General features: G+C 72.5%; 13 protein-coding genes. 11 read left to right on the forward strand and 2 right to left on the reverse strand.

All coding sequences use genetic code 11. The features are described from left to right. Window positions 1–77: 77 nt before the first annotated feature. Window positions 78–659: a TetR/AcrR family transcriptional regulator gene (locus AB0F15_RS07655; protein WP_103352903.1), complete on the reverse strand. Its 582-nt coding sequence runs from the start codon at window positions 657–659 to the stop codon at window positions 78–80. Window positions 660–842: 183 nt separating this feature from the next. On the opposite strand from AB0F15_RS07655, the gene AB0F15_RS07660 reads away from it, so the two are divergent. From AB0F15_RS07660 to pip, 5 genes are all read left to right on the forward strand, one after another. After that, window positions 843–1,244, forward strand: coding sequence for a hypothetical protein (locus AB0F15_RS07660; RefSeq protein WP_360266755.1), 402 nt, complete (start codon window positions 843–845; stop codon window positions 1,242–1,244). Between the two features lie 38 nt (window positions 1,245–1,282). Then, window positions 1,283–1,870, forward strand: a complete 588-nt coding sequence (locus AB0F15_RS07665; RefSeq protein WP_360267135.1) for a DUF3558 domain-containing protein — start codon at window positions 1,283–1,285, stop codon at window positions 1,868–1,870. A 3-nt stretch (window positions 1,871–1,873) separates the two neighbouring features. Beyond that, a complete protein-coding gene (locus AB0F15_RS07670) occupies window positions 1,874–3,259 on the forward strand; it encodes a hypothetical protein (protein WP_360266758.1) in 1,386 nt (461 codons plus the stop codon). Window positions 3,260–3,284: 25 nt separating this feature from the next. Continuing rightward, the gene (locus AB0F15_RS07675) at window positions 3,285–4,013 is read left to right on the forward strand and encodes an ESX secretion-associated protein EspG (protein ID WP_360267138.1); all 729 of its coding nucleotides are present in this window, start codon (window positions 3,285–3,287) and stop codon (window positions 4,011–4,013) included. Between the two features lie 79 nt (window positions 4,014–4,092). Then, window positions 4,093–5,046 carry a prolyl aminopeptidase gene (pip, locus tag AB0F15_RS07680; protein WP_360266761.1) on the forward strand — a complete coding sequence of 318 codons (954 nt, stop codon included), beginning with the start codon at window positions 4,093–4,095 and terminating at the stop codon, window positions 5,044–5,046. Here the strand turns inward: pip and AB0F15_RS07685 are convergent, their stop codons facing one another. Next, window positions 5,047–6,246, reverse strand: coding sequence for a Glu/Leu/Phe/Val dehydrogenase dimerization domain-containing protein (locus AB0F15_RS07685; protein WP_360266764.1), 1,200 nt, complete (start codon window positions 6,244–6,246; stop codon window positions 5,047–5,049). 120 nt (window positions 6,247–6,366) lie between these two features. Here AB0F15_RS07685 and AB0F15_RS07690 point away from each other — a divergent pair, with 120 nt between their 5' ends. The 6 genes from AB0F15_RS07690 to AB0F15_RS07715 all read left to right on the forward strand — a co-directional run bounded on the left by AB0F15_RS07690 (window position 6,367) and on the right by AB0F15_RS07715 (window position 12,223). After that, window positions 6,367–7,293, forward strand: a complete 927-nt coding sequence (locus tag AB0F15_RS07690; RefSeq protein WP_360266766.1) for a LysR substrate-binding domain-containing protein — start codon at window positions 6,367–6,369, stop codon at window positions 7,291–7,293. Between the two features lie 130 nt (window positions 7,294–7,423). Beyond that, window positions 7,424–8,686 (forward strand): ergothioneine biosynthesis glutamate--cysteine ligase EgtA, encoded by a 1,263-nt coding sequence (gene egtA, locus AB0F15_RS07695; RefSeq protein ID WP_360267141.1) that lies wholly within the window; start codon window positions 7,424–7,426, stop codon window positions 8,684–8,686. Then, complete coding sequence (gene egtB, locus AB0F15_RS07700; protein WP_360266769.1) at window positions 8,683–10,020, forward strand: ergothioneine biosynthesis protein EgtB; 1,338 nt, start codon at window positions 8,683–8,685, stop codon at window positions 10,018–10,020. The genes egtA and egtB overlap by 4 nt, the downstream gene beginning before the upstream one ends. A 4-nt stretch (window positions 10,021–10,024) precedes the next feature. Next, complete coding sequence (egtC, locus tag AB0F15_RS07705) at window positions 10,025–10,780, forward strand: ergothioneine biosynthesis protein EgtC (RefSeq protein WP_360266772.1); 756 nt, start codon at window positions 10,025–10,027, stop codon at window positions 10,778–10,780. Beyond that, window positions 10,777–11,754, forward strand: a complete 978-nt coding sequence (gene egtD, locus AB0F15_RS07710) for an L-histidine N(alpha)-methyltransferase (protein WP_360266775.1) — start codon at window positions 10,777–10,779, stop codon at window positions 11,752–11,754. The genes egtC and egtD overlap by 4 nt, the downstream gene beginning before the upstream one ends. Before the next feature lie 46 nt (window positions 11,755–11,800). Beyond that, window positions 11,801–12,223, forward strand: coding sequence for a nitroreductase family deazaflavin-dependent oxidoreductase (locus tag AB0F15_RS07715; RefSeq protein WP_360267144.1), 423 nt, complete (start codon window positions 11,801–11,803; stop codon window positions 12,221–12,223). Window positions 12,224–12,267 lie beyond the last annotated feature (44 nt).

The raw sequence follows: 12,267 nt of genomic DNA on the forward strand, positions 1-12,267 counted from the left end.
GGCAATCTTAACGTGTCCACCGCACCTGCCGCTGGCGCCACGGGTGTGTCGGCGCGCTCATCTGCGGGCGGCCCGGATCAGGCGGTACCCGGCCGGTGCCGCCGCACGGTCTCTTCGACGAGGTCGAGCACCGGCCCCAGGCCGGCCGCGGGCAGGCCCATGGCCAGGTGCGACACGAGTCCTTCGAGGACCAGTTCGAGGAACGCGGTGAGGACGTCGACGTCGACGTCGTCGCGCAGGTTCCCCGCCTCCCGCTGCCGCAGCAGGCGCAGCCGGGTGGCGGTGGTGAGCTGCTCGGACCGCTCGGCCCAGCGGGCGCGGAACTCGGGGTCGGTCCGCAGCCGCCTGCTCACCTCCAGGCGCGTCCCCAGCCAGTCGGCCGGGTGGTCACCGCCGGCCAGCAGGTCCCGCATGACCTGGACGAGCCCCTGTTCGGCGACGACGTCGGCCATCCGGAGGGCGTCGTCCTCGGCGAGGGCGAGGAAGAGTGACTCCTTGTCGCGGAAGTGGTGGAAGATGGCCCCCCGCGAGAGGCCGGTGGCTTCCTCCAGGCGCCGGACTGTGGCACCTTCATAGCCGTAGCGCGCGAAGCACACGCGCGAGCCGTCGAGGATCTGGCGCCGGCGTGCGTCGAGGTGATCCTGGCTTACGCGTGGCATCCTGAAATCCTGGCACCGCGGACCGGGATTTCGCAATCCGTACGTACGTACTGTGACCCGGAGTGCGCGGGAACCGAGCTGGCGCCCCCACCGTCGGAACGTTGCAGCGATTCGCTGACACGAAGTGAGACGGTTGGCTAAGGTTTGCCCATCACGGTGGGTGAGCTGAGGGGAAGGTGCGGCGTGATCATCGGCGAAGCCGGCCAGGCGGTCCAAGCGGTCTGGGGCGGCGGCATCCTGGGTGAGAGCGGCCGTGTCTACGGCGGCGGTGGCGGCGGGGGCGGCCGGTTCGAGATGGACCCCGACGAACTCGCTTCGGTGATCGGCCTCTGGGAAGACGAGCTGGACAAGATCGTCAAGGACGCGGACAAGATCCTTTCCATCATGACCTCGGTCGAGGCGCCGGGGCAGGACTCGGTCAGCAGCGGCTACGCCTCGACCACCATCGACTCCCTGGTGGCGCTTCAGACCCAGAACGACTCGATGCGCAAGTACGTGCAGGAGTACATCAAAAAGCTGAAGGAAGCGCAGACGAAGACGGTCGCGACCGATCAGGGTATGGCCGACCCGTTCCGGACGGTGTGACCGTGCGCCTGCCCGTTCGCCTCACGGCCGGTGCCGCGATGGCCGTCCTGTTGCTCGCAGGTTGTTCACCGGAGACGACCGGCACCGCCTCGCCGGCGCCGAGCTCGTCTGCGTCTTCGAGCGCATCGTCCGATCCGGACGTGCCGAAGGTGACCACGCCGCTCGACGCGGCCAAGTACGAGTCGAAGCCGTGCGACATCGTGCCGGCCTCGACACTGGCCTCGCTCCGGTTCACCGACCCGGGGACAGTGCAGCAGAAGGACGACGGAATCGGCGCGGCGGGACCGAGCTGTGGGTGGAAGATCGCCGGCGAAGGCGTCAGCATGCTCGTCATCATCGGTACCGGGAACCGCGATCGCGGTGTCGGTGGCCTGGCCGGGCTGTACGGGGCGCACGAGCGCGGGAAGCTGCCCTTCCTCGAGCCTGCGCCGGCCGTCGAAGGCTACCCGGCGATCTACCTCGACCTGCGTGATCGGCGGCCGATCGGCGCCTGCAGCATGAACATCGGGGTCGCCGACGACTTGGCGATCGCCGTGGATTCCGGCGGCTACCAGGGGGAGCAGGATTCGTGCGCCGCGGCCCAGCAGGTGGCGGCCGCGATCATCACCACACTCAAGGGGGCATGACGGGTGGACGGCAAGCAGATCTACGACAACTTCAGACAGGGCGACACCGCCGGCCTCCGCAACGCCGCGGATGAGGTCTCGCAGCTTTCGTCGGCTTACCTGGATCGCGCGCAAGGCATCAAGTCCCTGCAAGACCGGATGAAGCAGGCCTGGACCGGGAACGCCGCCGACGCGGCCAACGCCGGAGCCGGTCCGCTCGAACAGGCTTTCGCCGAGACCGCCGCGCCGCTCGACGTGACCAAGGCTTCCGTCGACACCCAGGCCGCCGTCTTCGACTCCTCCAGTCACTCCGTTGTCGAAGTTCCGCCCAAGCCCGACAAGCCGAACCCCTGGACCACCGGGCTCAAGGCCGCCATTCCCATCGCCGGGCCGTTCATGGCCAAGGACGACATCGACTCCTACCAGGCGGGGATCGCCAAGTACAACGCGGCGAACGAAACCAACGTCCGCGTCATGGACCAGTACAGCAGCGTCACCAGCGGGACCAGAGCGATCCTGCCCACCGACTACGGCGTCCTCGAGGCCGACGGAGCCGCGATCTCCGTCAACACGCCGAGTACGCCCGGGCGGGTCGGGGGGACGGACAGGACCGGCTGGGGCGAACAGCCGCCGCCCGGGAGCGGGAGCGACGACCACACCTCGACCACCAGCGTCGACACGACGCACACCGGCGGCGGGGACAAGCCCGGCGGCACCGGAGGGACTGGTGGCACCGGAGGGACTGGTGGCACGGGGGGAACCGGCGGGACCGGAGGCACCGGAGGCACCGGAGGCACTGGGGGAACAGGCGGCACTGGTGGCACCGGAAGCACCGGCGACGACACCCACACGACCGGCTCCGGCCGCCCGACCGTCCCCACCGTGCCGACCAGACCGGGACAGACAACCGACCAGCCCGGCAAGACGCCGCCGAACACCGGTGGGGTCGACTTCTACCCGACCAACACCGGTGGCGGTGGCGGCCAGAACTACGGCCAGAACTACGGCCAGAACCCCCTGAACCCCAACGACCCCTACTCCAGCACCGGCGGACGCGGCCCGAACAGCGGCAACGCCGGCAGCCGGCTCCTCGACCCGACGGGCCGAGGCGGAACAGGGACCGGCACCGGCTCCGGCAGCGGTGCCGGTGGCGCGGGGGAGCGGGGCCTCGGCGGTGGCCGCGGCTCCGGCATGGGCAGCCTCGGCAACGCCGCCGCCGCGGAGGCGGCCGCCGCGCGGGCTGCGGGAAATTCGCGGGGTGGCCAGATGGGGCCGATGGGGCCCGGCGGCCGTCGGGGCGAAGGCGATGAAGACGACGAGCACCAGCGCCCGGACTACCTGATCGAAGCGGACCCGGACGCGATCTTCGGCACCGACCAGCGGACCAGCCCGCCGGTCATCGGCGAGTAGGCGGGTGGACGTGGCAACAGGCCGGGTGGACGTTCCGGTCGAGGCGCTGGCCGCGCTGGCCGAGCGCGAACAGGTCGGGCAGCTGCACCTCACCCTGCGTCCCGAGCCGTTGTGGCTTTCGGACGAAGAGCGCGAGGAAGCCGGCAAGCGGGTCGACGCCGCGTTGGCGGAAGCCGGCCTGGTCGACGCCCGCGGCCGGGCGACGGTCGACTTCCTCGACTGGCTCCCGCTGCTGGCCGGGCCGGCGCGGGAGTGCTACGGCTGGGTCGGTACCGGCGGCCGGACCTACGGCGTGCTGGCCGCCGCGAAGGGGCTGCAGGCCGTTTTGGCGGTCTCCGACGGGACCCACGTCGGCGTGCAGGAAATCGACCGGAACCGGCTCGCCGAGTCCCTGGTGGAACAGCTGCCGCCGGTCGGTCCCGGCGGCGGGCAGCGGCGCACCGTGCGGGTGGCGGACCTCGCCGAGGCCGCCCGCCGCGGGCAGGCCGCCTACCCGCTGGACCCGGCCGTCGCCGACGTCGTCGGCCTCGTGCAGCGACCGGTGTCGGGCAGCGGGGAACTCTACGTCGGCCGCCGCGACGACGTCGGGCGGCACACCTGCCTGCAGCAGCCGCTCCACTACGCCGACACCGACTGGGGCCGCTACCTCAGCTACACGTCGGGCGCCGGCGACGACGAGGTCATCCACATCGGTCCGGCGGGTCCGCAGGAACTGGCCGACACGCTCACCGAGCTGGCCGCCACTCTCGGCTGAGCCGGAAAAGGCCGCGCGCGGCGCTTCCCGCGAGTACTAATGTGACAGCGCTGTTGTATCCCTGCGGAAGGACGCGCCGATGGCCGGGCTCCACCCCGAGATCGAACCGTACGAGCACGGCATGCTCGACGTCGGCGACGGGCACGAGATCTACTGGGAGACCTGCGGAAACCCGGACGGCAAGCCCGCGCTCGTCGTGCACGGCGGCCCCGGCTCCGGGTGCTCGGAAAACGTCCGCCGCTTCTTCGACCCGGCGCGCTACCGGATCGTCCTGGCCGACCAGCGCGGCTGCGGCCGCAGCACCCCGCACGCCGGTGCCCGGGTCGCCGACCTGTCCGCCAACACCACCGAGCACCTGGTCGCGGACTTCGAACTCCTCAGGACGCGCCTCGGCATCGACAAGTGGCTGCTGTTCGGCGGTTCCTGGGGCTCGGTCCTCTCCCTGACCTACGCGCTGCGCCACACCGAGCGGGTCAGCGAAGTCGTCCTGATGGGCCTGGCCACCGACCGGTTCATCGAGATCGAGATGCTCATCCGCGGCCTCGGCGCGTACTTCCCGGAGGGCTTCGCGAAGTTCCGCGAGGGCGTGCCGGAAAGCGAGCGCGACGGCGACCTGTCGGCGGCCTACCACCGGCTGCTGATGGACCCGGACCCCGCGGTCCACCACCGGGCCGCCGCGAACTGGTGCGCCTGGGAAGACGCGATGCTCCCGGGCGTGCCGCCGCACGACGTCTTCGAGGACCCGGCGTACCGGCTCTGCTTCGCCCGGCTCGTCACGCACTACTTCAGCAACCGCGTGTTCCTCGAGGACGGCGAAATCCTGCGCCAGACCGGCAAGCTCGCCGGCATCCCCGCGGTGCTGGCGCAGGGCGTGCTGGACACGAGCAACCTCGTCGGCACGCCCTGGCTGCTGCACCACGCCTGGCCGGGCAGCGAGCTGGTGATGCTGGACGACGTCGGGCACACAGTGTCGGCCGCGTCGATGCAGGAGGTCCTGATCGGCGCGACCGACCGCTTCGCGGACCGCGGCTGACTACGGGATGAGCAGCGCCGGCTCGCCTTCCGGGGTGAGCGCGGCCTCGGCGCGCCGAGCCCGGTTGGCCTCGGCCAGCCCCAGCCCGGTGCGGCGCAGCGGCAGCCGGTCCATGGTCCACTCCGCCAGCAGCAGGGCGACCTTCGCCTGCATTTCCGTGCGCAGCCGCAGGAACGAGTCGGCCGGATCCGCGCCGACCTCGCCCAGCAGCAGCCACCACGCCCAGGCCGCCGCGCCCGCGTTGGCGACGAAGTCGGGCACGACCGCGACCCCTCGGGCCGACAGCGCCGCCTCCGCTTCCGGCGTCGTCGCCGCGTTGGCCGCTTCGACGACGACCTTGGCCTTGACCAGGTTCTCGTTGTCCGGCCGCAGCGCGTAGGAAATCGCGGCCGGCACGAAGATGTCGGCGTCGATGCCGACGATCGTCTCGCGCGGCAGCGAGCGGACGCCGGCGGGCAGCCGGGAGCGGTCCACCTCGCCGAAGCGGTCGCGCAGCTCCAGCAGCGCGGGGACGTCGAGGCCGGCGGGGTCGTACAGCGTGCCGGCCGCGTCGGCCACCGCGACCACCTTCATCCCCGCTTCGTGCAGGTACCAGGCCGCGCCGCCCCCCATGGTGCCGATGCCCTGGATCGCCACGGTCGTTCCGCGCACCGCCCAGTCCCACGCCGCCGCGACCCCCAGGCACGCCTGCGCCACGCCGTAGCCGCCGACGACGTCGCCGAGCAGCAGCCCGCCGGGCACCGGCGCGTTGAGGCCCGCCTGCACCCGGCGCAGGGTGCGCGCCGGGTCCGCCGACCGGGCGATCGCCGCGTGGTACGACTGCTCCAGTCCCAGCTCGGCGAACACCTCGTCGATCAGGTGCTGCGGCACGCCGAGGTCCTCGGCGGTCACCCAGTGGGCGTCCAGCCACGGCCGCAGGAACGCGCAGAACCGCTTCAGCACGTCGAACGCGCGCGGATCCTTGGGGTCGAAGTCGATGCCGCCCTTGGCCCCGCCGACCGGCAGGTTGAAGGTCGCGGTCTTGTTCGCCATCCCCCGGGCGAGGTCCTCGACCTCGGTCATCGTGCAGCCGGCCCGCATCCGGGTGCCGCCGGTGGCGATTCCGGACACCAGGCTGTGCACGACCAGGTAGCCGGGCGCGCCGGTGACGGGATCGGTCCACGTGAGCCGCATCAGCGGCTGGACATCGCGGGGGGTCATCTGGCCACTCACCTCCAGGGAAGTCCGGGGCGGTCCGGCGACCGCCTCCCCCGAGCGTGCGCTCCCGGTGGCCCACCCGTCCATTTAACGAACCTGCACGATCTCGGTTAGGTTTTGTTCATGGAGCTTTCGTTGCACCGCTTGCGGATGCTGCGCGAGCTGCACCGCCAGGGCACCGTGACGGCGGCGGCCGCGGCGCTGCACTACACCGCTTCGGCGGTGTCGCAGCAGCTCGCGCAGCTCGAGCGGGACGTCGGCGCGAAGCTGTTCGAACGGCTCGGCCGGCGCGTTCAGCTGACCGAACTGGGCACGCTGCTCACCGAGCACGCCGAAGAGATCCTCGGCTCGGTGGAGCGCGCGACGCTCGCCCTGGAAGAAGCCCAGACCGCCCGCACGGTCCGGCTGACCGCCGGGGTGTGGGCCTCGGTGGCCTCCGGCCTGCTGCCGACGGCGCTGACCGCACTGGCCGGCACGCACCCCGGCATCGAGGTGCGCACCCGCGAGCTGGCCCCCGAGGACACCGCCGACGCGGTCCGGGACGGCCGCCTGGACCTGTCGTTCGTCATCGACTACTCGGACGCGCCGACGCCGTGGGACGCCGGGCTCGAGCGCGCGGTCGTCGCCGTGGAGCGGCTGCACGCGGCGGTGCCGCGGGGCGCCGTGCCCTCCGGGGCGGCGTCCCTGGACGAGCTCGCCGAGCACCCGTGGATCCTGGCCGGCCCCAAGTCGCACTTCGGCCGGGCGATGCGCACCGCCTGCCGGCGGCACGGCTTCGCCCCGAAGATCAACCACGAGGTCGAAGAGCAGTCGACGGCGATGGCGATGGTCGGGGGCGGGCTGGGCATCACCCTCGTGTCGGACCTCGGCCTGCGCCAGCTGCGGCCGCCGGGGATCGACGTCGTCACCCTCACCACGCCGCTGCTGCGGACGGTGTCGATCGCCTACCGGCGCACCGCGTTCCGGCGGCCCGCACTGCACGTGGTGATCGACGCCGTGCGCGCGTCCGCGGCCGAGCTCGGCCTGGGCACCGAGCCCGCGTTGCCCTGATCCGGGCCTTCTTACGGAGTGGTGAACCCCTCCCGATGTGCAAGATCCGCCCTGAATTTGTCGTACCCCGCGTGTAGCGTCCGAAGGCAAGAAGTTCCCCCCACAAGGAACAGGAACGGACATGACAGAGGTGTCCACGGTGCACGATTTTCCCGAGAAGTCGGGTAGTGCGTCGAACCGCACCGCGCGGGTCCTCGCGGACCGCGCGGCCGGCGAGGCGTATGTCGCATCGGTGTGTTTCAAGCACGGGCCACCGCGCCTGACCGGCGTGGAGCTGGAGTTCACCGTGCACCACGCCGACGACCCGGCCAGACCCCTCGATCCCGACGTCCTCGCCACGGCGCTGGGTCCGCACACCCCGCGGACGCTCCGCCCCGGCAGCCCCGCCACCCCGCTCCCGGCCGGCTCACCCGTGAGCCTCGAGCCCGGGTGCCAGGTCGAGATTTCCGCTCTTCCCCAGGCCTCCCTGCGTGAACTCGACGCGGTGGTCACGGCCGACCTGCACCACCTGCGCGACAGCCTCGCCCGGCACGGTCTCGAACTGGGCGAAACGGGCATCGACGCTCACCGCGCCCCCCGCCGGATCCTGCACACGCCGCGGTACGCGGCCATGGAGCGCCGGTTCGCGCCGATCGGTCCCGGCGGCCTCACGATGATGAGCAGCACCGCGGGCCTGCAGGTCTGCGTCGACGCCGGGGGGCCCGAGCACTACGCCGCCCGGTGGGTGGCGGCCCACGCGATGGGCCCGCCACTGCTCGCCCTCTTCGCCAATTCCCGCGTCCACGCCGGGCGGGACACGGGGCACGCCTCCGCCCGGTGGCTGGCGGTCCACGACACGGAAGCGGTCCGCACGCGCACGGCAGGCGTGGCGGGCGACGACCCGGCCGGCGCGTGGGCCCGGCGCCTGCTCGACGTCCCCCTGATGGTGCTGCCCCGCGGCGACCGGCCGTGGGACGCGCCGGAGGGGCTGACGTTCGCCGACTGGATCGACGGCCGGGGCGCGGCCGCCCTGCTGCCGCGGCCGACGGTGGCGGACCTCGATTACCACCTCACCACGATGTTCACCCCGGTCCGCCCGCAGGGGTACCTGGAGATCCGGTACCTCGACGCGCAACCGCCGGACGAGTGGCTGGCCCCGGTGGCGCTGGTTTCCGCGCTGCTCGCCCGGCCGTCCACCGTCGACAAGGCGCGCGATGTCTGCGCCGCGGTCGCGGACCGGTGGACCACCGCGGCGCGGCGCGGCCTGGCGGACCCGGAGCTGGCGGCCGCCGCGGCGGCGCTGGCCGACCTCGGCTGTGCCGAGCTGGGCGCGACCGGGCTGCCGGAGGAATCGATCACCGAGATCAGCGAGAGCGTGCAGGGGCGCGTGTACCGATCGAGGAGCGAAGCATGAGCACGGAAGCACTGGGTGACCTGAGCGCGCAGGACCTGCGTGCCCGGGCGGCCGAAGCACTGACCCGGGCCCGGGCGCGCAGCGTGGCGCTGACCGATGCCGTGGACGACGAAGACCTGGTCCGCCAGCACTCCAAGCTGATGTCGCCGCTGGTCTGGGACCTGGCGCACATCGGCGTCCAGGAAGAGCTGTGGCTGGTCCGGGACGTCGGCGGCCGCGAGCCGCTGCGGCCGGAGATCGATGACATCTACGACGCCTTCCAGCACGCCCGCGCCGACCGGCCGGAATTGCCGCTGCTCGGCCCGGCCGAGGCACGCGCGTACGTCAAGCAGGTCCGCGAAAAGGCGTTCGACGTGCTGGAACGCGTTCCGCTGGCGGGCAGCAGGCTGACCGAGCAGGCGTTCGCGTTCGGCATGATCACCCAGCACGAGCAGCAGCACGACGAGACGATGCTGGCCACCCACCAGCTGCGCCGGGGCGACCCGGTGCTGCACGCGCCCGAGCCGCCGCCCGCGCGGTCCGGCGCGCTGCCGGCGGAGGTCCTGGTGCCCGGCGGTGCGTTCACGATGGGCACGTCGGCGGAGCCGTGGGCGCTGGACAACGAACGCCCGGCGCACGAAATCGCCGTCGACGCGTTCTGGCTGGACACCGTGCCGGTCACCTGCGGGGCCTACGTCGAATTCCTCGACGGCGGCGGCTACGACGACGAGCGGTGGTGGAGCCCGGCCGGCTGGACCTACCGGACCGCGAACGGGATCAGCGCGCCGCGGTTCTGGAAGCGGGAACAGGACGGCTGGTGGCGCACCCGGTTCGGCGTCCACGAGCGGGTGCCCGCCGACGAGCCGGTCGTGCACGTCTCCTACTACGAGGCCGAGGCGTACGCGGCCTGGGCCGGGCGGCGGCTGCCGACCGAGGCGGAGTGGGAGAAGGCCGCACGGTTCGACCCCGCGTCCGGCCGGTCGCGCCGGTTCCCGTGGGGCGACGAGGAACCGGGTCCCGAGCACGCCAACCTCGGCCAGCGGCACCTGCGCCCGGCGCCGGCGGGGGCGTACCCGGCCGGCGCGTCGCCGACCGGCGCGCACCAGCTGATCGGCGACGTCTGGGAGTGGACGAGCACGGACTTCCACGGTTACCCGGGCTTCGCCGCCTTCCCGTACCGGGAGTACTCGGAGGTGTTCTTCGGCCCCGAGCACAAGGTGCTGCGCGGCGGGTCGTTCGGCACGGACTCGGCGGCGATCCGGGGCACGTTCCGCAACTGGGACTACCCGATCCGGCGGCAGATCTTCGCCGGCTTCCGCACCGCCCGCGACGTGGCACCCGGCGAGGTGGGCTAGGCGCATGTGCCGCCACATCGGCTACCTCGGCGAGCCGGTTTCGCCCGCCGGGGTGCTCTTCCGTGCCCCGCATTCCCTGCTGGTGCAGTCGTACGCGCCGGCGGACATGCGCGGCGGCGGCTCGGTGAACGCCGACGGGTTCGGGCTGGGCTGGTACCCCGGCCCGGGCTCGCCGCCGCTGCGCCACCGGCGTTCCACTCCACTGTGGACGGACGAGACGCTGCCGCCGCTGGCCGCGGCGGTGACCGCCGGCGCGTTCGTCGCCGCGGTCCGCAACGGCACCACCGGCATGCCGGTGACCGAGGTGGCCGCGGCGCCGTTCACCGCCGGGCGCTGGCTGTTCAGCCACAACGGCGTCGTCCGCGGCTACCCCGATTCGCTGGCCGAACTGGCCAAGACCCTGCCCGTCACCGAACTGCTGACGCTCGAAGCGCCGACGGATTCGGCCGTGCTCTGGGCGCTGCTGCGGGCCCGGCTGGCCACGGGGGAGGATCCGCTCGAGGCGGTGGCGGCGCTGACCGCCGCCGTCGAAGCGGCCGCGCCCGGGTCTCGGCTCAACTTCCTGCTCACCGACGGCGAAACGCTGATCGGCACGGCCTGGACGCACGCATTGTCCGTGCTGGAAACCCCGGCCGGCGTGCTGCTGTCCTCCGAACCCTGTGACGGCGACCCGCGCTGGCGGCCCGTCCCCGACCACCACGCCGTGCGCGCCACCGCGGCCGGCGTCGACCTGCTTCCCCTGACCCTGGAGCCGTCATGACCGAAGTCGATCTCGACCACCACCGCTCCGGCGACGCCGTCACCGCGGAACTGCGCGCCGACGTCGTCGCCGGGCTCACCGCCGAGCAGAAGTGGCTGCCGCCCAAGTGGTTCTACGACGCCGACGGCAGCGAGCTGTTCGAGAAGATCACCCAGCTGCCGGAGTACTACCCGACCCGCAGCGAGCGCGAGGTGCTGGCCGCGCACGCCGGCGACGTCGCGGAGCTGACCGGCGCGCACACGCTCGTCGAGCTCGGCTCGGGGTCGAGCGAGAAGACCAGGCTGCTGCTCGACGCGCTGACCGCGCACGGCACCCTGGAGGCGTTCGTCCCGCTCGACGTGTCCGAATCCGCGCTGGCCGAGGCGGCCGAAGCGATCTCGAAGGACTACCCGAAGCTGAGCGTCCGCGGCGTGGTCGGGGACTTCACCCAGCACCTCGCCCTGCTTCCCGGCGGCCAGCCGCGCGTGGTGGCCTTCCTCGGCGGCACCATCGGCAACTTCCTGCCCGCCGAGCGCAGCGCCTTCCTCCGCTCGGTGCGGGAGGTGCTGGACGAGGGGGAGTGGCTGCTGCTCGGCACCGACCTGGTCAAGGACCCCCGGATCCTCGAACGCGCCTACGACGACGCCGCCGGCGTGACGGCCGAGTTCGACAAGAACGTGCTGCGCGTGATCAACGCCCGGCTGGGCGCGAACTTCGACCTCGACGAGTTCGAGCACGTCTCGCACTGGGACGCGGAGAACGAATGGATCGAGATGCGCCTGCGGGCCCGGCGCGAGCTGACCGTCGAGATTCCGGGCGCGGACCTCACGGTGACCTTCGCCGAAGGCGAGCACATCCGGACGGAGATCTCGGCCAAGTTCCGCCCGAGCGGCGTCGAGGCCGAGCTGGCCGCGGCCGGGTTCGCCCTCGACCACTGGTGGACGGACTCCCAGCAGCGGTTCGGGGTGAGCCTGGCAAGATCCGTGCGTGGATAATCCTCTCCGGGCACTGGCCCGGGCCGCCGGTACCAGGCCGTGGCTGATGCGCACGGCCCGGTTCGTCGTGTGGGCGGACAAGAAACTGCACAAGGCGTTCGGCGGCCGGGTGAGCCTCGTGGCGCTCGCCGGGCTGCCGTCGCTGCGCCTCACGACGACCGGCCGCAAGAGCGGGCTGCCCCGCAGCACCAACCTGCTCTACTACCCGCGCGGCGGCGACTTCGTGCTGACCGCGTCGAACTGGGGCCGCCCGAACGACCCGGCGTGGGCGCTGAACCTGCGCGCCGGCCCGAAGTGCCAGGTGGCGCTGGCCGGAAAGCCGGTCGACGTCCTCGCGCGGGAGCTCCACGGCGAGGAGTACGACCGGATGTGGGGCGAGCTGCTCGCCTTCTGGCCGGGGTACGCGATGGAGCAGCGCGAAGCCGGCCGGAGGTTGCCGGTTTTCGTGCTCACCCGGACGGCTCGATAGGTTCCACCATCCGTTCGGCCGGTGCCGGGATTCACCGCTTTGTG

This window comes from Amycolatopsis sp. NPDC026612, assembly GCF_040638285.1.
Taxonomy (GTDB): Bacteria; Actinomycetota; Actinomycetes; order Mycobacteriales; family Pseudonocardiaceae; genus Amycolatopsis.